24 protein-coding genes and 1 other RNA gene are annotated in these 24,239 nt (G+C 73.1%); 13 read left to right on the top strand and 12 right to left on the bottom strand.

What is annotated here, in order from left to right; translation table 11 throughout:
• The first annotated feature begins 48 nt into the window (after nt 1-48).
• Nucleotides 49-525: an SsrA-binding protein SmpB gene (gene smpB, locus FBY24_RS00775; protein ID WP_142157236.1), complete on the top strand. Its 477-nt coding sequence runs from the start codon at nt 49-51 to the stop codon at nt 523-525.
• Nucleotides 526-550: 25 nt separating this feature from the next.
• Here the strand turns inward: smpB and FBY24_RS00770 are convergent, their stop codons facing one another.
• The gene (locus FBY24_RS00770) at nt 551-853 is read right to left on the bottom strand and encodes a DUF427 domain-containing protein (protein WP_142157234.1); all 303 of its coding nucleotides are present in this window, start codon (nt 851-853) and stop codon (nt 551-553) included.
• A 142-nt stretch (nt 854-995) separates the two neighbouring features.
• Here FBY24_RS00770 and FBY24_RS00765 point away from each other — a divergent pair, with 142 nt between their 5' ends.
• Nucleotides 996-1,793, top strand: a complete 798-nt coding sequence (locus FBY24_RS00765) for a YwiC-like family protein (protein ID WP_255432137.1) — start codon at nt 996-998, stop codon at nt 1,791-1,793.
• A gap of 42 nt (nt 1,794-1,835) precedes the next feature.
• Here the strand turns inward: FBY24_RS00765 and FBY24_RS00760 are convergent, their stop codons facing one another.
• Genes FBY24_RS00760 through FBY24_RS00745 form a run of 4 tightly spaced genes read right to left on the bottom strand, consistent with a single transcriptional unit; the run spans nt 1,836 to nt 6,075 of the window.
• Entirely contained in the window at nt 1,836-2,894 is a 1,059-nt protein-coding gene (locus FBY24_RS00760; RefSeq protein WP_142157232.1) for an ATP-dependent DNA ligase, read from the bottom strand.
• 57 nt (nt 2,895-2,951) lie between these two features.
• Nucleotides 2,952-4,874, bottom strand: coding sequence for an FtsX-like permease family protein (locus FBY24_RS00755; RefSeq protein WP_142157230.1), 1,923 nt, complete (start codon nt 4,872-4,874; stop codon nt 2,952-2,954).
• A complete protein-coding gene (locus FBY24_RS00750) occupies nt 4,871-5,551 on the bottom strand; it encodes an ABC transporter ATP-binding protein (protein ID WP_142157228.1) in 681 nt (226 codons plus the stop codon). Before FBY24_RS00750 ends, FBY24_RS00755 begins: the two co-directional genes overlap by 4 nt.
• Nucleotides 5,548-6,075 carry a PadR family transcriptional regulator gene (locus FBY24_RS00745; protein WP_142157226.1) on the bottom strand — a complete coding sequence of 176 codons (528 nt, stop codon included), beginning with the start codon at nt 6,073-6,075 and terminating at the stop codon, nt 5,548-5,550. Before FBY24_RS00745 ends, FBY24_RS00750 begins: the two co-directional genes overlap by 4 nt.
• A gap of 162 nt (nt 6,076-6,237) precedes the next feature.
• On the opposite strand from FBY24_RS00745, the gene FBY24_RS00740 reads away from it, so the two are divergent.
• The 3 genes from FBY24_RS00740 (at nt 6,238) to FBY24_RS00730 (ending at nt 9,563) form a co-directional block, all read left to right on the top strand.
• A complete protein-coding gene (locus FBY24_RS00740) occupies nt 6,238-6,891 on the top strand; it encodes a hypothetical protein (RefSeq protein ID WP_142157225.1) in 654 nt (217 codons plus the stop codon).
• A 177-nt stretch (nt 6,892-7,068) separates the two neighbouring features.
• Nucleotides 7,069-8,430 carry a S1C family serine protease gene (locus FBY24_RS00735; RefSeq protein WP_142157223.1) on the top strand — a complete coding sequence of 454 codons (1,362 nt, stop codon included), beginning with the start codon at nt 7,069-7,071 and terminating at the stop codon, nt 8,428-8,430.
• A 119-nt stretch (nt 8,431-8,549) separates the two neighbouring features.
• Nucleotides 8,550-9,563 (top strand): matrixin family metalloprotease, encoded by a 1,014-nt coding sequence (locus tag FBY24_RS00730; RefSeq protein ID WP_160158396.1) that lies wholly within the window; start codon nt 8,550-8,552, stop codon nt 9,561-9,563.
• A 24-nt stretch (nt 9,564-9,587) separates the two neighbouring features.
• Here the strand turns inward: FBY24_RS00730 and ddaH are convergent, their stop codons facing one another.
• A complete protein-coding gene (ddaH, locus tag FBY24_RS00725) occupies nt 9,588-10,364 on the bottom strand; it encodes a dimethylargininase (protein WP_142157219.1) in 777 nt (258 codons plus the stop codon).
• Nucleotides 10,365-10,509: 145 nt separating this feature from the next.
• Here ddaH and ssrA point away from each other — a divergent pair.
• The 4 genes from ssrA to FBY24_RS00705 all read left to right on the top strand — a co-directional run bounded on the left by ssrA (nt 10,510) and on the right by FBY24_RS00705 (nt 13,963).
• Nucleotides 10,510-10,877: a transfer-messenger RNA gene (ssrA, locus tag FBY24_RS00720) on the top strand.
• A gap of 356 nt (nt 10,878-11,233) precedes the next feature.
• A complete protein-coding gene (locus tag FBY24_RS00715; RefSeq protein WP_142157217.1) occupies nt 11,234-11,959 on the top strand; it encodes an ATP-binding cassette domain-containing protein in 726 nt (241 codons plus the stop codon).
• Nucleotides 11,952-13,283: a hypothetical protein gene (locus tag FBY24_RS00710; protein WP_142157215.1), complete on the top strand. Its 1,332-nt coding sequence runs from the start codon at nt 11,952-11,954 to the stop codon at nt 13,281-13,283. The genes FBY24_RS00715 and FBY24_RS00710 overlap by 8 nt, the downstream gene beginning before the upstream one ends.
• Before the next feature lie 26 nt (nt 13,284-13,309).
• Nucleotides 13,310-13,963, top strand: coding sequence for a hypothetical protein (locus FBY24_RS00705; protein WP_142157213.1), 654 nt, complete (start codon nt 13,310-13,312; stop codon nt 13,961-13,963).
• A gap of 179 nt (nt 13,964-14,142) precedes the next feature.
• Here FBY24_RS00705 and FBY24_RS00700 read toward each other — a convergent pair whose 3' ends face one another.
• Nucleotides 14,143-14,424: a hypothetical protein gene (locus FBY24_RS00700; protein WP_142157211.1), complete on the bottom strand. Its 282-nt coding sequence runs from the start codon at nt 14,422-14,424 to the stop codon at nt 14,143-14,145.
• 89 nt (nt 14,425-14,513) lie between these two features.
• Between FBY24_RS00700 and FBY24_RS00695 the strand changes: the two genes are divergently transcribed.
• The 3 genes from FBY24_RS00695 to FBY24_RS00685 all read left to right on the top strand — a co-directional run bounded on the left by FBY24_RS00695 (nt 14,514) and on the right by FBY24_RS00685 (nt 16,875).
• Nucleotides 14,514-15,383: an ATP-grasp domain-containing protein gene (locus FBY24_RS00695; protein WP_142157209.1), complete on the top strand. Its 870-nt coding sequence runs from the start codon at nt 14,514-14,516 to the stop codon at nt 15,381-15,383.
• Nucleotides 15,384-15,481: 98 nt separating this feature from the next.
• Nucleotides 15,482-16,108, top strand: coding sequence for a hypothetical protein (locus FBY24_RS00690; protein ID WP_142157207.1), 627 nt, complete (start codon nt 15,482-15,484; stop codon nt 16,106-16,108).
• Nucleotides 16,105-16,875, top strand: coding sequence for a nucleotidyl transferase AbiEii/AbiGii toxin family protein (locus FBY24_RS00685; protein WP_142157205.1), 771 nt, complete (start codon nt 16,105-16,107; stop codon nt 16,873-16,875). Before FBY24_RS00690 ends, FBY24_RS00685 begins: the two co-directional genes overlap by 4 nt.
• A 292-nt stretch (nt 16,876-17,167) precedes the next feature.
• Here the strand turns inward: FBY24_RS00685 and FBY24_RS00680 are convergent, their stop codons facing one another.
• Together FBY24_RS00680 and FBY24_RS00675 are read right to left on the bottom strand one after the other, a co-directional pair.
• Nucleotides 17,168-18,661, bottom strand: coding sequence for a cryptochrome/photolyase family protein (locus FBY24_RS00680; RefSeq protein WP_255432136.1), 1,494 nt, complete (start codon nt 18,659-18,661; stop codon nt 17,168-17,170).
• A gap of 128 nt (nt 18,662-18,789) precedes the next feature.
• Entirely contained in the window at nt 18,790-19,947 is a 1,158-nt protein-coding gene (locus FBY24_RS00675; RefSeq protein WP_142157203.1) for a hypothetical protein, read from the bottom strand.
• 152 nt (nt 19,948-20,099) lie between these two features.
• Here FBY24_RS00675 and FBY24_RS00670 point away from each other — a divergent pair, with 152 nt between their 5' ends.
• Entirely contained in the window at nt 20,100-21,056 is a 957-nt protein-coding gene (locus FBY24_RS00670; RefSeq protein ID WP_142157201.1) for a pseudouridine synthase, read from the top strand.
• Here FBY24_RS00670 and FBY24_RS00665 read toward each other — a convergent pair.
• Genes FBY24_RS00665 through FBY24_RS00655 form a run of 3 tightly spaced genes read right to left on the bottom strand, consistent with a single transcriptional unit; the run spans nt 21,049 to nt 24,200 of the window.
• Complete coding sequence (locus tag FBY24_RS00665) at nt 21,049-21,945, bottom strand: carbohydrate ABC transporter permease (RefSeq protein WP_142157199.1); 897 nt, start codon at nt 21,943-21,945, stop codon at nt 21,049-21,051. The genes FBY24_RS00670 and FBY24_RS00665 overlap by 8 nt on opposite strands.
• Nucleotides 21,942-22,877, bottom strand: a complete 936-nt coding sequence (locus FBY24_RS00660) for a carbohydrate ABC transporter permease (protein WP_255432135.1) — start codon at nt 22,875-22,877, stop codon at nt 21,942-21,944. Before FBY24_RS00660 ends, FBY24_RS00665 begins: the two co-directional genes overlap by 4 nt.
• A 36-nt stretch (nt 22,878-22,913) precedes the next feature.
• Complete coding sequence (locus FBY24_RS00655; protein ID WP_142157197.1) at nt 22,914-24,200, bottom strand: ABC transporter substrate-binding protein; 1,287 nt, start codon at nt 24,198-24,200, stop codon at nt 22,914-22,916.
• Between the last annotated feature and the right edge of the window lie 39 nt (nt 24,201-24,239).

Below are 24,239 nucleotides of genomic sequence, written 5' to 3'. Positions count from 1 at the left end.
CCGCGGCGCGCCCACGACGCCCTGCGGGGCGAGGACTGGAGGTGCGTCGTGGCCAAGGGCCGGGCGGACGGGCGCACGCTCGTCGCCGCGAACCGCAAGGCCAGGCACGACTACGTCATCGAGGACGTGTTCGAGGCCGGGGTCATGCTCACGGGCACCGAGGTCAAGGCGCTGCGCGCCGGCCGGGCGTCGCTGGTCGACGGCTGGGCCGAGGTCGAGGGCGGCGAGGCGTGGCTCCACGGCGTGCACATCCCCGAGTACGCGCAGGGCACCTGGACCAACCACGCGCCGCGCCGCAAGCGCAAGCTGCTGCTGCACCGCGAGGAGATCGACCGTCTCGCGGCCAAGACCCGCGAGAAGGGGCAGACGATCGTGCCCCTCGCGCTGTACTTCCTCGACGGCCGCGCCAAGGTCGAGATCGCCCTGGCGCGCGGCAAGAAGGACTACGACAAGCGGCAGGCGCTGCGCGAGCGGCAGGACAACCTCGAGGCGCAGCGCGCGATCCGCGAGAAGCGCGACCGCTGACGCCGCGCCCCGAGGCCGGTCGGGGTCAGGAGACCTCGACCTCCTTCCAGAACGCGACCCACCCGGCGAAGTCCGTGCCGACGCGCTCGATGGCGCCCGGGTACGGCTCGGGGTAGGACCAGGCGCGGTCGGCGAGCAGCGTGTCGCCGTCGCGGACCGACCAGTACTGGCACACGCCCTTCCAGGGGCACGTGTACGGGGTGGGGGACGCCTCGAGCAGCTCGGTCCGCACCGTCGAGGGCTTGAAGTAGACGTTGCCCTCGATGTGGACGACCTCGTCGTCGCCGGCGTGGGCGAGGACCGTGCCGTGGAGCGTGGCGGTGGGCATGACGACCTCCGGGGGACGGGTGGGGCGGGTGCGGTCGCACCCGACGAGCCGACCGTAGGCGGGAGCGGTCCGCGGCGCGCGCCGGGCGGCCACGGACCTGGGTCCTGCGACCGCCCTCGGCGACGCCACCTACCGTGACGGGGTGAGCGCACCCGTCACCCCCGCACCGGCCCGACCGGCGGCACGACGGCGACCGGGACCGGGGTGGGTGCCGCGGCAGCACGGGGCGTGGGCGATGCTCGTCGTCCCGACCGTGGTGGGGGCGACGCTCGGCGGGTGGCGGTGGGTGCACGCGCTGCTGCTGGTGTCGTGGCTCGTCGCGTACCTGGCGTACCACGCGGCAGGGCTGTGGCTGAAGGCGCGGCGCCGCGCCCGGTACCGGCCGCCCGTGGTCGCGTACGGCACCGCCGCATGCATCCTGGGCGTCGCGCTGGTCGCCACGGCCCCGCACCTGCTGGCGTGGGCGCCGGTCTTCGCCCCGCTGCTCGCACTGTCGTTGTGGGCGTCGGTGCGGCGTGCCGACCGGTCGTGGTGGAACGACGCGGTGACGGTGCTGGCCGCGAGTCTGATGACCCCGGTGGCGGCGTCGCTGGGCAGCGGGGCGAGCGGCCCGCCCGGCGCACCGTCGTCCGGCCTGACGTCCGACGTGCTGCTGGCCACCGCCGTGCTGCTCGCGTACCTGCTCGGCACGGTCGTCTACGTGAAGTCGATGATCCGCGAGCGCCATGACCCGCGGGTGCGGCGCGCGTCGGTGCTGTACCACGCGGGGATCGCGGCGGCCGGTGCGGTGGTGCACCCGCTGCTCCTCGCGGTGGGGCTGGCCCTGACGGTGCGGGCGGCGCTGGTGCCGGTGCGCTGGCCGGGGGCGACGCCGGCGGCGCTGGGGGCGGGGGAGATCGTCGCGACGGCCGTCGTCACGGTGGCCGTGCTCGTCGTCTGAGGCCGCCCCCGGTGCCGGCGACCGGGGTCGCGGCCTTCCGGCTCACACGCCGAGGACCTGCGCGAGGTCGAACCGCACGGGCTCCTCGAGCTGGGCGTACGTGCACGAGCGCGGGTCGCGGTCGGGCCGCCAGCGGCGCATCTGCGCGGTGTGGCGGAACCGGTCGCCCTCCATGTGGTCGTACGCGACCTCGACGACGAGCTCGGGGCGCAGCGGCACGAACGAGAGGTCCTTGGTGCCGTTCCACCGGCTCACGGCACCGGGCATGCGCCGGCCCTCGTGCGCGGACTGGTCGGCCCAGGACCCCCACGGGTGGTCGGCGAGCGCGACGTCCCGGTACGGCGCGAGGTCGTCCAGCAGGGTGCGGCGGCGGGCCATGGGGAACGACGCGCTGACGCCGACGTGCCGCAGGTCGTCGCCCGACCACAGACCCAGCAGCAGCGACCCCACGACGTCGCCGGACTTGTGCCACCGGAACCCGGCGACGACGCAGTCGGCGGTGCGCTCGTGCTTGACCTTGACCATGACGCGCTTGTCGGGCTGGTAGGTGCCGTCCAGCGGCTTGGCGACGACCCCGTCGAGACCCGCGCCCTCGAACTGCGTGAACCACCGCTGCGCCTCGGCCATGTCGCCTGTCGCGGGCGTCACGTGCACCGGCGGGCGCGTGTCGGCCAGCGCCTCGACCAGCAGGGCCCGCCGCTGCCCGAACGGCACGCCCATGAGGTCGTCGTCGCCGAGCGCGAGCAGGTCGAACGCCACGAACGACGCCGGCGTCTGCTCGGCCAGCAGCCGCACCCGCGACGCGGCGGGGTGGATGCGCTGCTGCAGGGCGTCGAAGTCGAGCCGGTCGCCCTGCACCACGACGATCTCCCCGTCGACCACGCACCGCGGCGGCAGGTTCGCCTTGAGCGCCTCGACGAGCTCGGGGAAGTAGCGCGTCATCGGCTTGCCGTTGCGCGACCCGAGCTCGACGTCGTCGCCGTCGCGGAACACGATCGTGCGGAACCCGTCCCACTTGGGCTCCACGTGCCCCACGTCGGGGATCTGCGGGGCGGCCTTGGCCAGCATCGGCGCGACCGGCGGCATGACGGGCAGGTCCATCACCCCATCGTGGGGGACGAGTGCCCGCACCGCACCGTGGTCGGCGGTGGGTGCGTCCTACTCGCGTCGCAGGAGCTCCGGGCTGAGGCGGGTCCGCACGAGCGGCACCGTGGTGAGCGAGACGAGCGCGCCGCCGATCATGGACGCGAGTGCGACGAGGACCACCTGCACCCCGTCGGACAGCGCGGGCCACTGCGCGAGTGCCGCGAACGCCCGCGCCATGAGCGCGCCGAGGGCGGTCGCCAGGGTGATCGCGACCGCCAGCGGGAGGAAGGTCTGGAGCACCTGGGACGTCCGCAGCACCCGTGCCGGCACGCCCACCGCCAAGTGGCGTGCGATCGAACGGCGCCCCTCGGCCGCACGGTCGAGGGCTGTCACGGCGAGGCTGAGCAGCCCGACGCCGACGACGATCGCAGACAGCGTCGTCACGACCACGCGGACCCGGACGACGGCGTCGTAGTCGTCGAGCGGGTAGGGCCGCACCGTCAGGGACGTGCCTGCCGCGGCGGCGACGGCCTGCTGCACGTCGAGCCCACCGTCGGCGACGACCTCCGCCGCGTCGGGGTGCGCGCCTGCAGCGTCCGCGACGGTGCGGGGGACGAACACGTTGTACGGGGACTGGTAGACCCACCGCTCCTGGGTGGCGCCGGAGTCCTGCACCAGCGGCTCGCCGAGCCGCACGTCGGCGGTGGGGCCGTCCTCGCCGAAGCGGATCGGCAGGTGGGAGACGGTGTCGAGCGCGCCACGGGGCGGTCGCCACCCGTTGTCCGTCCCCGCGACGTTGCGCAGCTCGATCACACCGGCTGCGGTGTCGTCGCAGCCGGAGACCACCATGAGCTGGGCGAGGTCGGCGCAGGTGCCGACGAAGACGGCGGGGACGCACGGCTCACCCTCGACGTCGCACCACCCCTCGACCGCGGCATCGACGTGCGGGACGACGGCGCGGACCCCGGGCACGCCGGCGAGCGGCGCGAGGCTGTCGGCTGCCAGCGGTGCTGGTCCTTCGGCATCCTGGACGACGATCTTCTGCGGTCCCTGCCGGATGGTCTGCAGCGCGAACCGGTACTGGGGGGTCGACTCGTAGGCGCTCAGGACGGCCAGGGCGGCGAGGACCAGGTAGACCGCCACCCCGACGCCGGCGACGAGCCGTGCCGGTCCCGCGGGCTCGGCCTGGAGCGCGCGACCCGCCATCAGGGCCGACGTCGGGCGCGAGCGCACCAGGGCCTCGGCCAGCCACGTCGTGATCAGCGGAGTGGTGAGCGCGACGGCCAGTGCCCCGGACATCGCGCCGACCAGCAGCATCGCCACGCCGACCTCGTCGACGAGCGCGGCGGCCGGGCCGGGCGCCGCCACCGTGGCCATCAGCGCGACGGCGACGACCACGAGCGCGACCCGCCACGGGCTGGGGTCGCGGCGGGACGCCTCGGAGCGCCGGGCCGCCGGGCTGCGCGTCGTCCCGTGCTGCGTGGCCGCCCCGAGCCCCGCGGAGACGAGCACGACGCCGAGGACGACCGTCGCTGCCTGCGCGGGTGCCGGGCTGAGGGGCGCGCCGAACCAGCGGGGACCCGCCGCGACGACGCGGTCGACGAGGGGCGCGGCCGCGAGGAACGCCACGAGGCCGACCAGGGCGCCGGCGAGTGCGAGGACGCCGTTCTCGAGCGCCGCGAGCACCGCGGTGCGGGCGCGGGTCAGTCCGAGCAGCCGGAGGGCGGCGAGCCGTCGGTCGCGCACGGCGCTCGACGCGCGGCCCGCGGTCAGGAGCAGCACGGTCGCGGGCAGCAGGCTGAACGCGAGCACGGCCGCGACGTTCGCCCGCTCCACGGGGTCGACGGGTTGCCCGGCGGGGTAGAGCGCGGCAGGGATCGCCGCGGTCGTGAGCAGCAGCGCCGTCGCGACCGCGGTGCCGACCCCGACGACCCAGGACCGGCGCGGCCCGCCGGCACGGGCCAGTCGCAGGCTCAGGGGCAGCAGGGCGCTCATCGTGACGGCACCGTGCCGGCGACCCGACCGTCGCGGATCTGGATCTCCCGGCCGGCCCACGACGCGACGCGCGGCTCGTGCGTGACCATCAGGACGGCGGTGCCGGTCGTCGTCGCTGCGGTCACCAGCGCCTCCAGGACCAGCTCGCCGGTCACGGTGTCGAGCGCACCGGTCGGCTCGTCGGCGAGCACGACGGCCGGCCGGTGGACCAGGGCCCGTGCGACGGCGGCCCGCTGCGCCTGGCCGCCGGACACCTCGCTGAGCCGCTTACCCCCGACGTCGGCCACGCCGAGCCCGTCGAGAGCCTCCAGCGCCCGCTCTCGCGCCGGCCCGCGGGCGACGCCCGTGAGGCGGAGCGGCAGCTCGACGTTCTCGACCACTGTGAGCTCGGGGACCAGGTCGCCGAACTGGAAGACGAACCCGAGCTGCCGCAGCCGCAGGTCCGACCGCACGGCGTCGGACCGGTCGTCGATCCGCTGCCCGTCCAGCTCCACGGTCCCCGCGTCCGGCCGCAGGAGCCCGGCCAGGACGTGCAGGAGCGTCGACTTGCCCGACCCGGACGGACCCATGACCGCGACGACCTCACCCGCGGCGAGCGACACGGCCACCCCACGCAGCACCGGCGTCGGGCCGAACGACAGCCGCAGGTCGTGGCCCGCCAGCACGACCCGTGTCATCGCCGGGCGCCGATGCGTGCCGCGACCTCGCCCATCCGCGCTGTCGCCACCTCGACCCAACGCAGGTCGGCCTCCAGGTGGGCCATCTCGTAGTCCCGTGCCAGTCGGTCGACGACATCGCCGTCGTGGCGGGCTGCGGTGAGCTCGCGCATGCGGGCGAGGTAGGTCGCGCGCTGGGCGTCCAGGAAGGCGCCCGCGTCGCGCCCGGCGACGAGCGAGAGCACGACCTTGGTGAACAGCTCGCTGGCGCGGGCGCCGGGGGAGTGGGGGGTGACCAGCCAGTGGTCGAGCTCGGTGACGCCGTCGTCGGTGATGGCGAAGACCCGCCGGTCCGGCCCCTCGCCCCGCTCGACCTCGAGGCCCCGCGCCAGTCCGTCGCGCTCGAGCCGCGCGAGGGTGGAGTAGACCTGCCCGGACCTCAGCTCGCGACCGTGGCCGAGGAGCGTGTCGTAGCGCTGCTTGAGGGCGAAGCCGTGCGCCGGGTGGTCGTCGAGGAAGGCGAGCAGTGCCATCGGGACGGTCATGACACACGACTGTACACCGGGTGTATGCACTGAGTGGCTAGACGGCCTGCGGCACCGCACAGGCTGCTCCCACCCTTCTTGCAGCCCGCCCACGGCCGGGTGCGGTGGTCTGGGGCACGGTCGGCGCCACCCGGGGCGCCCAGGACGAGAAGGTGACCTCAGATGGACGAGGGGACGATCACGCCCGGCGCCGCGCAGCGCGCCGCGGCACCGCAGACCACGAGCACCCCGCCCGACGCGACGGCCCCGCTGCCGCCCGTCGACGCGACCCAGCCGCTCCCGCCCGTGGACGCCACCCAGGCGCTCCCGGCCCCGGCTGCGTCGCCCGCACCGCTGCCGTACGGCACCGCGCCGTACACGCCCGCCGCGGCGACGGCGCAGGCGGCACCCGCGCCGCTGCCTGCCCCCGCGCCGCCCGCGCCGGCGTCGCCCGCCCCGACGGCCGCCACCTCCACCGCGGCGAGCCCGGCCCCGCCCGCTGCTGCGCAGCCGACCCCGCCCCCTCCCGCGCAGCACGCCCCGCCGGCCCCCGCGCCGGCCGGGCCGGTGTACGCGGCGGCGTACGGCACCCCCTACCCGGCCGCACCCGCACCCGCGGCGCCGCGGGCGAAGCGCACCGTCGGGCTCGGCGTCGCCGCCGGTGCCGCCGCGGCCGCGCTGCTCGTCGGGTTCGTCACCGGCGGGGGAGCAGTGTCGTTCGTGACCCTCGTCGCCGACCGCACGTCCTCCGTGCAGGAGCTGCGCGGCGGCTGGTCCGACGACGGCCGCGTGCCGTTCGAGCGCTTCCAGCAGGAGCAGGAGGGCTCCACCGACTGACCACCCCTGACGGGCTCCGGTCCACGGCCCGCCCACCCGCGTCCTCGACAGCACGGGTGGGCGGGCCGTCGTGCGTCCGGCGCCACCTGGGCGCCCGCACAGGGACGGCGTCGTCTCTCAGGCTGCTCATGGGGTCCGGTCAGGGCGCTCCCGGGTCCGCGGGGTGGAGTAGGGGGCATGACGGAGCAGCAGAACGTGAGCACGGCGCCCGGCGCGGAGCCCGGCGCGCAGGGGGCCCTCGCGGCCCCGGTCCCGCACGAGGGCGCCCCGGCGCCCGTGCGCACGCAGCGACGGGTCGGCCAGCTGCCGCTCGTCCTGACGACGGTCGCCGCGCTCGCGGTGGGCCTGGTCGCCGGCGGCGGGGTCGCGTACGCGGCCACGCACCCGGACGTCACGGCGAGCACCACGTCGACGACGGACACGGCGACCGACGACGGCACGACGACGGACGACGGCAGCACGGCCGACGACGGCACGGCGGTGCCGCCGGGCTGGTCCGAGGGCACCCTGCCGGGCCAGGGCACCCTCCCCGACGCGGGGTCGAGCGGCTCGGCGGACGGCTCGTCGAGCACGCAGACCACCACGGCGGCCACCGACGAGCAGCAGGTCGGCGTCGTCGTCATCGACACCACCCTCGGATACTCCGGGGGTGAGGCCGCCGGCACCGGCATGGTGCTGACGTCCGACGGACTCGTGCTGACCAACCACCACGTCATCGAGGGCGCGACGGAGATCACCGTGACCATCGAGTCCACCGGCGAGACGTACACGGCCACGGTGCTGGGTTACGACGCGAGCGCCGACGTGGCGCTGCTGCAGCTCGACGGTGCGAGCGGCCTGGACACGGTCACGCTCGACGACGACGGCGGCGTGACCACGGGCGACGAGGTCACGGCTGTCGGCAACGCGAACGGCGGGGGCGAGCTGCTCGCGGCGGCCGGGGCCGTCACCGCCACGGACCAGACCATGACGGCGTCGACGTCGTCGTCCGGGGACTCCGAGACGCTGTCGGGGCTGATCGAGTTCGAGGCGGCCGTCGTCTCGGGCGACTCGGGCGGCCCGCTCGTCGACGGCGAGGGCGAGGTCGTGGGCATGACGACCGCCGCGTCGACCGGCGGCACCTACACGGTGGCGTACGCGGTCGACGTGCAGGACGCCCTGGCGATCGTCACGCAGATCCAGACCGGCGAGGAGACCGACACCGTCACCGTCGGGTACCCCGGGTTCCTGGGGGTGCAGCTGGCCAGCGGCACGGGCAGCGGGTTCGGGCCCGGCGGGCAGGGCGACCCGTTCGCGCAGACGGGCACGGGCGCGGTGATCGGCGGCGTCATCGACGGCACCCCCGCCGCCGAGGCCGGCCTGGCCGCGGGCGACACCATCACCGCCGTCGACGGGCAGGCCGTCACCTCGGCCGACGACCTGTCGACGATCATGTCCGGCTACGACCCCGACGACCAGGTGACGGTCACCTGGACCTCGGGCACCACCGGGGAGCAGCAGGAGGCCACCGTGACCCTCGCGCAGGGCCCCGTGGCCTGACCCCGGCACCCGCCGCCCGGGCCCGACGTACCCCGTCGGGCCCGGGCGCGGTGCGTCCGTGCAGGTGAGAAGTCGCGCGCCCGCTCAGCGGCGCCGGGCCACCGGCCGATGGGCGGGACGTGGACGCGCCGCTGACCGACCGGTCGACGACCGAGGTCCCCGCACGCTGGCGGGCCGAGGCCGCTGCGCGCGCGTCCGCACCGGCGAGCGCGGGGGTGCCGCAGCAGCGCCTCGCGCCGGAGCAGCTGACAGCTCCGCCCGCACCCGCGCCGCCGGTGCCCACCCGCCACCGCGGGACCCTCCTGCCCATGCTGTCCGTGGTCGTCGGCGGGGCCTTGCTCGTCTCCCAGGTGGTCCGGTGGGTCGGCACGTGGGAGCCCGGGTGGACGGTCGTCGACGCCGTGCAGCACACCCGCATCGACATCGGCGGTCAGGTGCTGCTGGGCAGCACGGGCCCCGAGCCGGGTCTGGAGGAGGCTGCCGCACCCCTGGGGCAGCCGCCCGCGGTCGAGGACACCGGCGCCCTATACGCGTTCGGCCAGACCCAGGACGGGGCGCAGGGCACCGCCACCCCCGTGGCGTGGTCGCCGTGCCGCCCCCTGCACTACGTCATCACCCGGGACGACGCCCCGCCGGGGTTCGCCGCCCAGGTCGACGCGGTCATGGCCGAGATCAGCGCCGCGACGGGCCTGCACGTCGTCTCCGACGGCGTCACCGACGAGCCGGCGAGCCTCGACCGCTCCCACCACCAGCCCGAGCGGTACGGCGACCGGTGGGCGCCCGTGCTCCTCGGGTTCGCCGACGAGGAGGCCGTGCCGTCGCTCGCCGGCGCCGTCGCAGGGCTCGCTGCACCCGTCTCGCTGACCCGCGCCGACCTCGACTACGCCGTGTACGTCTCCGGCGCCGTCGTGCTCGACACCGCCCTGCTCGACGAGCCGCAGGACGCCGCCGGCGACCCCGGGTACCTGCGCGTGCTGCGGCACGAGGTCGGGCACCTCGTCGGCCTGGGGCACGTCGACGACCCCGGGCAGCTCATGAACCCGCAGATCGCCCCGGACGTCACGACGTTCCAGGACGGCGACCGGTACGGCCTGGCCCAGCTCGGCCAGGGCACCTGCGCCCCCGACCTCTGATCCCCCGGCCGGCCGGGGCAGCGGTCAGGCCCCGTCGGGCAGGTCCCGCACCCGCACCGACAGGCACGTGACGCAGCCCTCGAGCTTCTCGAACTCGTCGACCTCGACCGTGCGCACCGCGTACCCGAACGACGTCAGCAGCTGCGCCGTGCGCGGCGCCGACGCGGAGAGCAGCACCTCGTCCGGCGAGAGCACCATCACCGCCGCGCCCTCCGGCTCCGGCACCGGGCAGAACCGGCCGAACAGCCGCGGCTCGTCCACGAACGGCTCGTACCCGATCACCGTGCCGTCCGGCAGCGCCGTCACCGCCGTCTTCAGGTGCAGCACCGTCGTCACCGGCACCGCCACGACCGTCGCCCCCAGCGGGGTCAGCACCCGCCGCAGCGCCCGCACCCCGTCGTCGTCCGTGCGGTCCGAGCGCCCCACGAACACCGTGGACCCGACCTTGAGCACGTCCCCGCCGTCCAACGTGCCCGCCGGCAGGTACACCACGTCCAGCCCCAGGTCCGCCACCACCGCCGCCGTCGCGTCCTGCTCCCCGCGCCGCGACGGGTGCCCCGGCCGCGTGATCACCGCGGTGCGCCCGTAGACCACCACCGTGTCCTCGACGAACACCGAGTCCGGGTGCGCGGGCGAGGCCGGCACCTGCACCGTCCGCCACCCCGCACCCTGCAGCGCCGCCACGTACCCCGCCCACTGCTCCCGCGCCCGCGGCACGTCCACCGGCACCTTCTCGATGTGGTCCACCACCCCGGAGTCCAGGGCGTCGACGGGGGGGCGGACCAGGGCGATGCGCGACACGACGAGCCTCCGGCAGGGCGACGACGGCAGGGGCGACCGGGTGACCCGTGCGGGAATCCCCACGACGGGCCCCGGTGTTGTGACGTACGCTAGACCGCGCAGGTGCCCCTCGGGGCGCAGGCGCTTGACAAGTGCACACCACCCTGGGGGTGATCGGTTTCGACGGTGATCGTCGAGCCAGGAGAAGCGGGTCGAGGACGCACGGTTATCTCGTCAACGATCCGTGCAACACACAGGTGCCGATTCCAAGCGCACCGACTTCGCCCTCGCCGCCTGAGCGAGCCTTCGAAGTCCGTCAGCCTAGACATGCTCTCGGTCTAGTTCCTGGCGTCATCTAGAGAGCCACTGCTGGTGACCTTCGTCAGTGAGGTCATCGGGACTCTTAGCTGACTGAGCCCGTCCGCGACTTGTCTGCGTGATCGCGGGGGCTGAGAAAATCTACTGCAGACTGCACCCGGAGAATCCCTGGTTCCACGTCATCGGACGCGGGTTCGATTCCCGCCACCTCCACTGTGCAACCGAGTTCGTCGAACTCGGTTGACAGCCCCGCCGCGAGTTCGTCGTGGATCGAAGGCCGCTGCCCTGCGAAGGGCGGCGGCCTTCGTGCGTCGGGGGGCCGCGGCCTGTCGCGCTCACGGGCCTCCAGGTGTCCCCGGGCCTCGCTCCTGCGACGAGATCGCGTTCGCGAGCAGCCGATATCGGGCTCTTCGTCCTTGAGGGTGTAGGTGGCGGCGGGTCGGGGGTGCTAAGGATGGCGATCGACATCCCGCTGCGTCCTGATGTCGAGAGCGGACCGTCCTGCCCGGCTTCCGACAGCTGGTGAACGGAGAGATGAAGTGACTCGCCCGACCGCGCAGCATGCTGCGCCGATGTTGGTCGCCACGTCCCTCGTGAAGAAGCGAGGTGAGTTCGTGCTCGGTCCCGTGGACGTGGAGCTCGACGTCGGCGTGTCGGCCCTTCTGGGGGCGAATGGAGCGGGCAAGACGACGCTCATGCAGCTCGCGGCCGGGCTCCTCAGGGCTGACGGTGGTTCCATCGAGTGCACGGCGCCACCTCGCGGGGCTGCAGGCGGTGTCGGGTACCTCCCTCAGGACTTCGCCGGACCCCGTCGGCCGCGCGTGAGGGACTATCTCAGGTTCGTGGCCTGGTGCCGGTCGGGAAAGGGCCAGCAGATCCGTGAGAAGGACATCGACCACGCGCTCGCGCTGGTCGACCTCACCGAGCGGTCCGCGTCCCGCATCGGGAGTCTGTCCGGCGGCATGGTGAAGCGCCTCGGCATCGCTCAGGCTCTTCTCGGGGACCCGGCGGTCATCATCCTGGACGAACCGACCGTCGGACTGGACCCGATTCAGCGTCGGGAGATCCGAGGGCTGCTGCAGCGGCTCGGCGAGGACAGGTCCGTCCTCCTGTCGACGCACCTCTCGGAAGACGTGGCTTCCACTGCTGACCACGTCGTGGCCCTGCACGCCGGCCGTGTCGTCTTCACCGGCTCGACGCGTGGTCTGGCAGGCGGGAGCGCCACGGAGAGGCCCGCCGCCGAGGCCGTCGAGCGAGGTCTGATCGCACTGATCGAGGGGCGTACCGCACATGCATGATCTGCAGCTGTCGGGTCTCGACGGTGCTGCGCCGTCCTCGTCGGCGGCATCTGCTCGAGAGGATGCATCGACGGTGAAGACATGGCGCGTCGTCCAGTACTTCGCGCGCAACGGCCTCGTGATGTGGGCTGCGCTGGCGACGATCGCTGCGGAGATCTCGGTCGCCCTGCAGCGCGGGATGCAGTGGCGCGGCGACCTGGTGTGGACGGTCGACTGGGTACCGGTCGCCTTCATCATCGTCGGTCCTGTCGTCGCAGGTCTCGCAGCGATCGATACCGCGCTCACCGTGCAGGGCGGGTCTCACCTCTTCAAGCGCCCGGTGACCCGAACCCCTGCCTTCGCGGTCACCCTCGCCTATGCCGCAGTGATCGGAACTGCGCACCTCGTCGTCGTCGCCGGCGTGCTCGTGGTGTCCGCCCCACCCGTCGGGGATCCCGGGGTCGTCCTCGCCATCATGGTCCAGCTCGCGATGCTCACCCTCTTTGCTGCCATCGGCACGACCCTCGGTCGATTCGTCGGGGTCGTGATGGCCGGTGCGCTGGGGGCTCTGTCGGTCTTCGCGTTGCTGTTCTTCGCGTCTGCTCCCGGTGATGGGCTGGCGCTGCTGGAGTTCGGCGGGGCTACTCTTCCGCGTATCGGGTACGCCTACTCGCCGACGTACCTCGGTGCCCAGCTGCTCCTGCTGCTGATCACGACCGCAGCACTTCTCCTGCCACGCCCTGTCGATCCGATGCACAAGCCCCGGCCCTCCCGGTCGGAGGTCGCCGTGGCAGGTGCGGCTCTCGTGGCTGTCGCGGCGGGGTCGGTCCTCGTGCCGGGCGAGCGCCTGGTCCCGGTGGAGACCTCGCCATCGTTGTGCGGCGCGGTCCAGACCGTGCCGACATGCTTCTATCCCCAGCATGAACGCGTCATGACGGGCTTTCAGGAGCAGTTCTGGGTTCTCGTCTCGGTGGCTCGCGAGAACGGTTATGGAGACCTGGTCCCACGACGGCTCGTCGAAGCGAGTCGGACGGAGCTGCCGCAGGAGGCGCGCGACGGGACGGCCGCGGTGTACGTGATGCCGGAGCACTTGCAGGGCCAGGAGCCCTCGCTCTGGGAGATCGCGAGCGGCATCGTGCAACCCGTCCACTGCGCGCAGGTCAAGGGAGATCTACCGCCGTCGGAGCGATACTGGGAGGACCTGCAGGCACTCGTCGTCACGTGGGTGAGCCTTGCGGACCCCGGAGTGGTGGAGGACGTGGCTTTCGAGGGAGACATCCTCTCGCCGGAGCAGGCGTCCGTGATGGCGCAGGAGTTCGCACAGTGCACGTACGCGCACTTCTGACGCCCGGTGAAGGTGCGGCACGTGCGGTGACGACCGTACGTGCCGCACTGAGTGCGACGGGGTTCGGGGCGGCGGTGCCCTACTTCGCCGGGGGGCTCGTCATCGGGCTCGTCTTCCGTCAGGAGTACATCAGTCGGATCGGTCCGATCGCCGTCCAGCCGCCCTTCGCGGCGACGATGGTCGTCCCGCTCCTGCTGGCACTGGGCACGGGCGTGGCACACGGCACGTGGCCGTCAGCTGTCCTCCGTCGTACCTTGCGGACCGCTGCCGTGCGTGCAGGTTCGTACCTCCTCGCGTCATTGGTCTCCCTGGCCGTCGTGGCCGTCGCGGCGGCAGCGTCGGACGCCACCGTGGGCCCGGGCATGGTCCGGAGCCTGCTGTTGCTCAGCGGCTTGACCATGGGAGCCGGTGCCATCAGCGGGATCGCGTTCGCCTGGTGCCCCGCGGTGGTGATCTGCAGCGTCGCAGTGCTGTCACCGCCGTCGACGAGTCCGCTGAGTCTGAGCTCGATGATCTTCTCGGGGGAGGCGGTCGGGTCCCAGCTCGTCGTCGCGTGCTCCGTGTACGTGGCGGGGCTCGCTGTGGCCGTCATCGACGTGGCCAGCCGCGGGTACGTCAGGTTGCCGAGGCGATCGCGGCGGGCCGAGAGGTCGACCCGCAGAGTCGGCGGGAGCCGCTAGGTGTTCGATCTGCTCGACGACTTGCGGGTCCAGCTGGTTCGGGCTCGCCCCGGGCACGCTGGCCCGGTCGAGCAGCCCGACCTCACCGAGCTGCTCGTCACGGCCCCTCCAGGTCGACAGGCACTCTCGCGGGAGAACGGCCCCGGTGGCAACACGAGCGATCGGACGGGACTCGCCGATCAAGGATGGAGCCGACTTTCGAGCGCTCGGAGTATGCCGATGGCGTGTGCGAGGTCGTGCCCAGCGGTCCCAGGGCGCCCCGAAGCGACGGAGATGTCGTCGAGGTCGTCGCTGAGCTGGCCGACGGTGAGCTCGGACGGCTCCTTGGTCATGTCGAAGGCCGCATCGACCGGCAGGTGCCAGTAGTAGTCGGTGTTGACTCGTACGCGAGGGCCCAGCTGCTTCTCGCACGCGTCCAGGGCCACCGCGATCGCAGTCCGCAGCGTCTGAAGGTCGATCACGAGGCTCGGGCATGCACGCAGCCTCTCAGCAGGACTGTTCGCTCCGGTGTACCCCCACCCAGAGGCGCGCCCGAGGGGATGATCGGCGGATGCTGCTCCTTCTGCCGGCTGATCCGCTGGACCCGCGTCGCGTCGACGAGCACTTCCGGGCCGAGGGGATCGCCGCGCGCGAGGCCGGCTGCCTCGTCGGACTCGTGGATCATGACGCGTTGGTGGCGGGGCGTTCCGACGACGCGCTCGTCCGGCTCCCCGACGGGGACGACGACATCGTCTACCGAGGCTGGATGCTCCGTTCCGAGGCGTATCGGCAGCTCGAGGAGCGTCTTGCCGGGCGCGGGCGTCACCTGCGGACATCTGCGAGCGAGTACCGGACCGCGCACGAGCTGCCGGGCTGGTTCGCTGCGCTCGCCCCGGTGACGCCGGAGTCGTTGTGGACGGACGGTCCCGACCTCGACGAGCTTGAGGACTTCTGCCGGGCGCTCGGACCGGGGCCGGCGGTGCTCCGTGACTACACGAAGTCGCTCAAGCACCACTGGGACGAGGCGGCATACATCCCGGACGTCGCGGACATCCCCGCCGCGCGCAGGGTCGCCGAGCGTTTCGTCGAGCTGCGCGGCGAGGACCTGGTCGGTGGGCTCGTCGTGCGACGGTTCGAGAGGTTCGTGTCCGCCGAGGCGCGCACGTGGTGGGTCGACGGCGAGTGCCGCCTGGTCACCGCTCACCCCGACATGCCGGGGATGCTGCCGCCAGCCCCGGATCTCACCGACGTCGCCCCGCTCGTCGTCGCCATCGGCCTGCCGTTCGTGACCGTCGACATGGTGCTCCGGGAGGACGGCGTGTGGCGGGTCGTCGAGCTGGGGGACGGTCAGGTCAGCGACCGCCCGTCGAGCACGACCCCCGACGAGTTCGTCGCGGTCCTGGCCCGCCCCGGTGGAGTCGTGCAGGGCGGTGGCGCGTGACGCGCCGCGTTCGCCCGGCCTCGGATCGGTGGCCCCACTAGGCCCGATCTCGCGTGGTTATTCTGCAGAGAGTAACCCCCAGGGTTACTCTCTGCAGAGTGAACACCTCGCCGTACGTGACGCGTCTCGTCGCCCGCGCGCCGCTGCGCACGGTGCGCGTGGCCGATCTCGCGCAGGTCTACGCCCACCCCCGCAAGGAGGTGCGTGAGCTCGAGCGTCGTGGGGTCCTGCATCGGCTCGCGTACGGCGTCTACTGCGCCGTACCGCCGGAGGCCGACCCGTCGACCTGGCGTCCGAGCATCGAGGCGGCGACCGCTGCCGTGGCGACGGTCCATTTCGGTGACCGCGTTCCCGTGCTCATCGGCCTCAGCGCTGCCCGGGTGCATCGGGCACTCCCTCGGGCGATCGGCGCCGGCTACGTCGCGGCGCCCGCGTTCCGGCGCCCCACGCGGCTCCTCGACCGGGATGCCGAGATCCGCTACTCGCAACGGGACGTGGCCGCGCTGGACGCCGTGCTCGTGACGACCGACCTCGGGCAGGCGCTGGTGACGACAACTGAGCAGACGGTCCTTGATCTGGCCCGCAGCGATCCACGGGGCGCCGACCTCGACGCGCAGGAAGCGATCAGCACGCTCTGGCCGCAGTGCGACACCGCCGTCCTCGCGGAGATCGCCGGACGACAGCGGATGCGCGCCACGTTCGAGCGAGTGGCAGCGGGTCGATGAGTCACACGCAGCAGGCGGAGTGGGAAGAGGTCGCCGACCGGTTCGGTGCCGCTCTCGAGCAGGTCCGCCGCGACCACCTCATCTCTCACGTCCTGGCAGCACTGTCGTCGGACGTGTCGACCGACGACCTGGTCTTCTTCGGAGGGACGGCCCTGTCGCGCACCTTCCTCGCCGACGCGAGGCTCAGCGAGGACATCGACCTCATCGCCCTGGCACCCCGACCGACTGTTGCGGCGCAGGTCGCGGCAGCCGTCAGGCGCGGGCTGGCGAGGTCGCACGGGCGGCCCGCATGGCGCCCCGCGCTGACGGAGACGTCAGGGAGTCAGCCGGCGGAGCTCGTCGTGGACGGCACGGCGAGCGTCCAGGTCCAGCTGCTCAGCGGCGCGGGGTACCTGTGGCCGACGGAGGTGCGTGAGATCGAGCAGCGTTACTCCGACGCGCCACCTGCACGGCTCCGGACCCTCACCGGTGCCGGATTCGCCGCCGCGAAGCTGGGGACGTGGATCGATCGCCATGCGCCGCGCGATCTGTACGACCTGTGGGCCCTGGCCGAGCGAGGCCTCATCGACGCGGACGCCGTCGAGGTGTTCGTCCGGCGCGGGCCGTTCGGTCGCCCACCGCAGGCGTGGGTGTTCGACTCCGCTCCGGCCGAGCGCGCCTGGCGGTATGCGCTCGGCCATCAGACACGGCTACGGGTCACCGCCGAGCACGCGCTCGTGGTCGTCCGCGCTGCGTCGCAAAGAGCGGGATCCGAGTGGGCGGGATGATCCGCCGGCGCGCTGTGCAAGATCCACCACGGTGCGTACGACGCCAACATCCTCGGCATCCGGCCAGACCTGACGGTCCATGTCAGGAAGGACATCCTCGAAGAGGTCGATGGGCCGATGCTGCGCCACGGGATCCAGGATCACCACGACCGGCCGCTGATGGTCGTCCCGAGGTCGAAGCGAGACCGGCCCGACGAGGCACGACTCGAGCGGCGGTACGCCGACTCTCTCGCGGCCCGTTGACCCGGAGCATCCGTTCGATCGGGTCAAGGGCGGACCGGACTCGTGCGGCTCAGGGTGGCTCCGGGCCGCGGCGGTGTTCCTGGTCGACGAGGGCGTCGCGGTCGCGGAGGCGGGTGAGGCCGGCGAGGGGCTGGGCCATGCGGTGGTTGGGGGCGAGGGTGTCGCGGTTGCGGTGGAGGAACCACCAGTAGCCGGCGGTGAAGGGGCAGGCGTCGTCGCCGACGCGGACGTCGGGGCGGTAGCGGCAGCCGCCGCAGTAGTCGGACATGCGCTTGATGTAGGCGCCGCCGGAGGCGTAGGGCTTGGTGGCCATGAAGCCGCCGTCGGCGTGCTGGCTCATCCCGAGGACGTTGGCGGCCATGACCCAGGCGTAGCCGTCGACGAAGGACTCGTGGAACCAGTCGGTGAGCGCGCCAGGGTCGTAGCCGCGCTGCAGGGCCCAGTTGCCGAGCACCATGAGGCGGGGGATGTGGTGGACCCAGCCGGTGTCGCGGACCTGGGCGAGGGTCTCGCGCAGGCAGCGGGCCTCGACGGCGTCGGCGTCGAGGTCGGTGAACCAGGTGGGCAGCGGGGTGCGGGCGGCCAGGGCGTTGCTCTCGCGGTAGTCGGGGCCGGTGTGCCAGTAGACGTGCCAGACGTAGTCGCGCCAGCCGAGGATCTGGCGGACGTAGCCCTCGACGGCGGCGATCGGGGCGTGACCGGTGCGGTAGGCGTGCTCGGCGCGGTCGATGGCCTCGCGGGGGTCGATCAGGCCGAGGTTCATGGGGGCGGAGAGCATCGAGTGGGACATCCACGGGTCCGCGGCGAGCATGGCGTCCTCGTAGCGGCCGAACGTCGGCAGGCGGTGCTCGACGAAGCGGTCGAGGGCGGCCACAGCTTCGGCGCGCGTGACGGCGAACCGGCGCGGGCCGTCGCGGCCCACGAAGGTGACGTCGCCGTCGGCCTCCCAGCGGTCGAGGTCGGCGCGGACCTCGGCGTCGATGTCGTCCTCCTCCGGCAGCCACGGGGCCGGCACGTCGAGGCGGGGCGTGCGGGGCGGGGGCTCGCGGTTCTCCTGGTCGAAGTTCCACCGGCCGCCCGCCGGGGCGTCGCCGTCCATGAGCACGCCGTGCACGCGGCGGGCGGTGCGGTAGAAGTGCTCTAGGCGCAGGCTGCCGCGCTGCGCACCGGCCCAGCGCTCGAAGTCGTCGCGGGCGGTGACGAAGCCCCGGTGGGGGAGCACCTCCAGCCCGGGTCGGCCCTCGACGAGGCGCAGCGCGCCGCGTGACGTGGGCGCGCACACGTCGAGGGGCTCGTCGACCTGGGCGAGGGCCTCCCCGTACGTGTCGGCGCGGACCACGACGGCCTGGTCGCCGAGCTCGGCGGCGCGGTGCCGCAGCGCGGACAGCACCAGGTGCGCCTTCTGCCGGTGGTAGCGCCGGCGCCGGAACGCCGCCCGCGACTCCACGAGCAGCACGGGCTGGTCGGGGTGGTCGAGGAAGTGCGGCCCGAGCTGGTCGGCGAACAGCCACCGGCGACGCAGCCCGCGGGTCGAGGTCGTCACGAGGCAATACTCGGGCGCGTCACGTGGCCGCGCTCGTCATGCCCGGGTCAGCTCTACTCCGGGCGGCGGAGGGCCGTGCGTCGAGCACCGGTCACGTCAGCGTGTGCAGGGAGTGAGGCGGGCTGCGGTCATCGTGCGAGGAGGCTGAACGTCGAGGCCGCCGTGAGCTCTCCGTCGGGCAGCTCGGCGCATGACGGCGTGTCGGCTGCCGTGTACCGCAGCGCCCCGACGACATCGCTCGCGGGGACGGACAGCCGGACCGCGACACGGCCCACCGTGGTCCTCAGAGCGCCGCCGGGAGACCAGGCGGCGAGCGCCCGCAGCTCGTGAGCGAGGACGGTGTGGTCGAGGAACGGGGCGGTCGCGTACCTGTGCCGGTCTGCTTCCGGCACGGGCAGGACGTCGGCTGCTCTCCTCGGCGACGGGTTCGGCACCATCCGCGGCCCCTGGGCGGTCTCCACCTGGCCGAGGAGTCCCAGCCGGACGAGTGCCTCGAGCGCATGACGGTAGGTGACGATCTCCGGCATCCGCGCGGCGCGTGCGACAGCCACCAGCCGCGTCTCGCTCTGGGGCGCGGGAACGGTTCTGCCGGGCGGCTCGCCGAGTGCGGCCCTCTCCCACGGGTCTGCCGCCGTCGCCTGGGTCGGCTGCACGAGACCGTCGCCGAGCGTGTCCTCAGAGAACGGTTCGCCGTGGAGCTCGACACGTCGGAGCAGGTCGTCGAACGCCGGGATGCAGGACAGCGCGACACCCCATCCGGCGAGATGCCACCCGTGCACGGCGCCAGACCACGGCGTGCGCTCCCTCTCGGCGGGACGGCGTCCGGCGATGCGACGGGGTGGACCATCCAACGGGTCCGGCATCGGCTCCGGCCAGAACCGGAACAGGTACCGCTCGACGGTCGCGTCCGGACCCTCGTCCGGCTGGTGGCGACCGTGAGCCAGCACCTGCACCCGGGCATCGACCAGATCGTCGACGTCGAGCCCCTCGCCGTCGGGCGGGTCGAAGCCGGCGACGTACGCGGGCCCGGCCCCGGGGAGCGAGCGCCACGGCAGCACGTCGCAGTCCTCCCACAGGCTGGCTGGCTCGGGCGGCCGGTCGTCCCACACCTCCAGACGTGCATGGATCGTGGGGTTCCTCCCGCCGCACACCACATCCACGATGCCGGGGGCGCTGCTCGCGTACGCGTTCGAGTCGACGTCGCCGAAGGCGGGGTTCTGATGGACGGTGAGGAGGCCGAAGTCGGTCCCGAGGACCCGGTCGAGCTCACCCGTCAGACGCGCCACGCCGCCGATGCTCGCACCTCGGGGCGCACCGCTCGACGGGCCTCACCCGTTCGGCCGCGCCGCGCCGCCGGCCTCGATCGTGCTGCTCCACGTCGTGCACGGGCGGGTCGATGCAATGCTCTGGCCCCGTCCGGCATCCGTAGCATGGCCCGGTGCCTCCTCGTTCACCGCTCCCGTCGCGGCACGGGTTGGACGCCGCGCGGATCTGCACGCCGAACAAGGTGCGGGGGCGGGCGGACGGCTGGGCCACGATGGGCGCGTGGCTGCGGCACCGGCTGCCGGAGCACGTGGACGTCGCGGAGATGCTCGACGCGGGGCGGTTCGTCGACGCCGACGGGCGGGCGGTGCGGGACGGCGACCCGTACGTGCCGCAGTCGTTCGTGTGGTTCCACCGCGACCTGCCGGTGGAGGCGGACGTGCCGGGCGAGGTCGTGGTGGTGCACCGCGACGAGCGGCTCGTCGTCGTCGACAAGCCGGCGTTCCTGGCGACGATCCCGCGGGGCCGGCACGTGATGCAGTCGGTGGTCGTGCGCCTGCGCGCGGAGCTGGGGCTGCCGGAGCTCTCGCCGCTGCACCGGCTGGACCGGGTGACGTCGGGGCTGCTGATGCTGGCCACGGAGCAGCGGTGGCGGGGGCCGTACCAGACGGCGTTCGAGCGGCGGGCGGTCACCAAGACGTACCGGGCGCTGGCGCCGCTGCGCGAGGACCTGGAGCTGCCGGTGGTGGTGCGCAACCACATCCGCAAGCAGAACGGGTCGTGGCAGGCCGAGGTGGTGCCGGGGGCGCGGGTCAACGCCGAGACGCTCGTGGAGCTGGAGGGCGAGGCCGGCGGGCACGGGGTCTACCGGTTGTCGCCGCGCACGGGGCGCACCCACCAGCTGCGGCTGCACCTGTGGGGGCTGGGCGTGCCGATCGTCGACGACCCGTTGTACCCGGTGGTCAAGGACGTGCCGACCGACGACTTCCGGCACCCGTTGCAGCTGCTCGCCGCGGAGGTCGCGTTCACCGACCCCGTCGACGGGCGCGAGCGGCAGTTCCGCAGCGTGCGGTCCCTGCCGCTCGCGCCCGAGGGCGGGGTGCGGGTCGGGCAGCCGACGGCCGCTACTTGATCGCCCCCTGGGTGACACCGGCCATCACCCAGCGCTGGGTGAACAGGTACACGACGATCGCGGGCGCCATCGCCATGAGGTACGACGCGAACGCGACGTTGTAGTTGCTGCTGAACTGCGTCTGGAACACGCTCTGCAGCACCGGCAGGGTCTGCAGCGTGGAGTCGGCGGTGATGAGCGACGGCATCATGAAGTCGTTCCACGACGCGAGGAACGCGAAGATCGCGACGGTCGCGCTCATGGGCGCCATCATCGGGAAGACGACACGCCGGAACACCGTCCAGGTGCTCGCCCCGTCGAGGCGGGCGCTCTCCTCGAGCTCCTCGGGCAGGCCGCGGATGAACGCGGTGAACAGCAGCACGCTGAACGAGAGCTGGAACATCACGTGCAGCAGCGCCACGCCCACGGGGTTGGCGAGGCCGACGATCCCGGTGAGCTTGACCTGCGAGAGCGCCAGCACGGGGAACGGCAGGAACATCGCGGCCAGCAGGTAGAAGAACGACCAGCGGAAGAACCGGCGGTCCCAGTTGCGGGCGATCGCGTACGCGGCCAGCGATGCCAGCGCGACGGTGCCGACCACGGTCACGGCGGTGACGAAGACGGAGATCGCGAACCCGCGCGGGAAGTTGGTCAACCGCCACGCCTCGACGAACCCGTCGACGCTGACCGGGGACGGCAGGGAGAACACCTGCCCGTCCACGGACTGCGACGTCGTCTTGAACGCCATCGTCACCGTCGCGTACAGCGGGGCGAACACCGCCAGCGTGCACAGCGCGAGGATGGTCGTGGTGCCCCAGCTGGTGCGGTCCTCGCCGCCGCGGCGGCGGAACCGGCGCCGGGTCACCGGCACCTGGGCGGGCGTGGTCGTGGTCAGGGTCTGGGCGGTCACAGGGCGCTCCTTCCGCGGGTCAGGCGCAGCTGGGCGACGGCCAGGACGACGGCGATGAGGAAGAAGATCGTCGCGTTGGCCATCTGGTAGGCGTAGTCGCCGCCGGTGAACCCGGAGAAGATCGTCATGGCGACGCTGCGCGTCGCGGTGCCGGGACCGCCGTTGGTCAGGCCGACGATGATGTCGTAGGCGTTGAGGAAGTTCTTGAAGCCGATGACGAGGTTGATGACGACGTACCCGGCGACCAGCGGCAGCGTGATCGACACCAGGCGGCGGCGCGCGGACGCGCCGTCCATGGCGGCGGCCTCGTACACCTCGCCGGGGATCGACAGGATGCCCGCGATGTAGATGAGCAGCGCGGACGGCACCGCCTGCCACGCGGTGACGATCACGATGGTCGTCCACGCCAGGTCGGGGTTCGCCAGCAGGCTCTGCTCCAGCGGTCCGATGCCGAGGGCCTGCCCGAGCTGCGGCACGGAGTTGGAGAACAGGAAGTTGAAGACGTAGGCGATGACGATGCCCGAGATCACCATGGGCAGCACGAACACCGTGCGCAGCGCGACCTTGGCCCGGATCCGCGCCGTCAGGCCCACGGCCAGCAGGAACGCGACGACGTTGACCAGCAGCACCGTGACCAGCGCGAACCCGACCGTGAACAGGTAGGAGCTGCGGATCGCGGGGTCGGAGAACAGGGCGACGTAGTTGGTCAGGCCGGTGAACGAGAACTCTCCGAACCCGACGGAGTCGGTGAAGCTGAACGTGATGCCCATGACGGCGGGCAGGGTGATCGACAGGGTGAACACGACGAGCGTGGGCACGAGGAACAGGTAGAACGTGCCCGGGACGCGGCGGTGGCGGTCCCCGGCCGGCGGCGTCGGTGCCGCGGCGCGGGCGCCCCGGGACGTCGCCCGGGTGGTGGGTGCGGTGACCATCGGGTGGCTCCGTTCGTGGGTGGGCGGCGCGCGGCGTCAGGAGCGGAACGCGAGCCGCCGCCAGTCGGCGTCGAGCGTGGCCAGGACCGGCCCGGGGGCGGCTCCGGCCGCGAGGGACTGCGTGTAGTTCTGCAGCGGGATCGACTGCGGCACCAGCTGGGACGCGCCCACGTAGAACGCGGCCCGGTCGTAGTACTCGCGCAGCTCGACGAGCGTCGGGTCCGTCACGGGTGCGGCGCCCTGGGTGACGCCGAAGCCGAGCGCGTGGGCGTTGTACGCGTCGATGACCTCCGGCTGCATGAGGAACGCCAGGAACTCCCGGGCCGCCTCCTTCTTCCGTGAGCCCTCGGGGATCCACAGCGCCAGGTCGATGTTGACGCGGACCTGGCGGTCCGCCGGGTCGTCCGTCATCGGCAGCGGGAACGCCCCGACGTCGAGGTCGGGGTTGGTCTTGGCGATCTCCCCGAGCGCCCACGGCCCCTGCAGGTACATGGCGGCCTCGCCGCGTGCGAACGCCACGTTGCCGTCGCCGTAGCCGCGGCTGGCGGCGTCCGGGTTGGTGAACGCGACGAGCTCCTGCATGCGCTGGACGGGCTCGAGCACCTGCTGCTGGAAGGCGACGGGGGAGCCGGGCCCCACGTCGGTGCCCTGCGCCTTGAGCTGCGTGAAGAAGTCCGTGGTGTCGACCAGGCCGCCGACCGTGTAGTCGAAGTGGCCCTGCGCGATCGTCCACGGGTCCTTGAACGTGGAGTAGATCGGCGTGACGCCCGCGTCGGTCAGCGTGCGGCACAGGGTCAGCAGCTCGTCCCAGGTCGTCGGCGGCGTCAGGTCGAGGTCGGCGAAGATCTCGCGGTTGTAGAGCACCGCCGCGGCCATGAGCGAGTACGGGATCACGCTCGTGCGGCCCGGGTAGCTGGCGGTGACGTCGATCAGCGGCTGCAGCTCGGGCAGGACGCGGCCCGCCTCCGGCATGTCCGACAGGTCCGAGAGGGCGCCGCGCTCCACGTACCGGGAGATCTCGAAGTTGTAGTTGAGGCACCCGATGTCCGGCGGCTGCTCCCGCACGAACGACCCCGCGAGGTTCGACGTCGAGTCGTGCCGCACCCGCACCCGGGACTGGGACTGGTGGAACTGCTCGATGAGCTCGCCGAAGTACCCGATGACCTCGGGCTTGGACTGGTAGAACACGATCTCCGTGGTGCCCGACGACGCCGAGGCGCTGGAGCACGACGCGAGGGCGAGCCCCGCGCCGGCGGCCCCGAGGCCGCGCAGGAACCCCCGGCGGCTCAGCTCGGCCCGCATCAGGGTGGACGGTGACGTCATGCTGTCGCCTCCGGTGGTCGAAGTCGCCGCGGCACCGTT

The organism is Cellulomonas sp. SLBN-39, assembly GCF_006715865.1.
In the GTDB taxonomy this organism is placed as follows: Bacteria; Actinomycetota; Actinomycetes; order Actinomycetales; family Cellulomonadaceae; genus Cellulomonas.
Note: the sequence above shows the minus strand (reverse complement) of the source record. Positions and strands in the feature narration are given on the sequence as shown.

Bases quoted from the DNA above. Each gene is read 5' to 3' on its own strand.
- FBY24_RS00760 (WP_142157232.1), bottom strand. From the start codon at position 2,894: ATGGACCTGCCCGTCATGCCGCCGGTCGCGCCGATGCTGGCCAAGGCC.
- FBY24_RS00755 (WP_142157230.1), bottom strand. From the start codon at position 4,874: ATGAGCGCCCTGCTGCCCCTGAGCCTGCGACTGGCCCGTGCCGGCGGG.
- FBY24_RS00715 (WP_142157217.1), top strand. From the start codon at position 11,234: ATGTTGGTCGCCACGTCCCTCGTGAAGAAGCGAGGTGAGTTCGTGCTC.
- FBY24_RS00745 (WP_142157226.1), bottom strand. From the start codon at position 6,075: ATGACCGTCCCGATGGCACTGCTCGCCTTCCTCGACGACCACCCGGCG.
- FBY24_RS00770 (WP_142157234.1), bottom strand. From the start codon at position 853: ATGCCCACCGCCACGCTCCACGGCACGGTCCTCGCCCACGCCGGCGAC.
- FBY24_RS00695 (WP_142157209.1), top strand. From the start codon at position 14,514: ATGCTGCTCCTTCTGCCGGCTGATCCGCTGGACCCGCGTCGCGTCGAC.
- FBY24_RS00710 (WP_142157215.1), top strand. From the start codon at position 11,952: ATGCATGATCTGCAGCTGTCGGGTCTCGACGGTGCTGCGCCGTCCTCG.
- FBY24_RS00685 (WP_142157205.1), top strand. From the start codon at position 16,105: ATGAGTCACACGCAGCAGGCGGAGTGGGAAGAGGTCGCCGACCGGTTC.
- FBY24_RS00750 (WP_142157228.1), bottom strand. From the start codon at position 5,551: ATGACACGGGTCGTGCTGGCGGGCCACGACCTGCGGCTGTCGTTCGGC.
- FBY24_RS00735 (WP_142157223.1), top strand. From the start codon at position 7,069: ATGACGGAGCAGCAGAACGTGAGCACGGCGCCCGGCGCGGAGCCCGGC.
- FBY24_RS00740 (WP_142157225.1), top strand. From the start codon at position 6,238: ATGGACGAGGGGACGATCACGCCCGGCGCCGCGCAGCGCGCCGCGGCA.
- FBY24_RS00660 (WP_255432135.1), bottom strand. From the start codon at position 22,877: ATGGTCACCGCACCCACCACCCGGGCGACGTCCCGGGGCGCCCGCGCC.
- FBY24_RS00655 (WP_142157197.1), bottom strand. From the start codon at position 24,200: ATGACGTCACCGTCCACCCTGATGCGGGCCGAGCTGAGCCGCCGGGGG.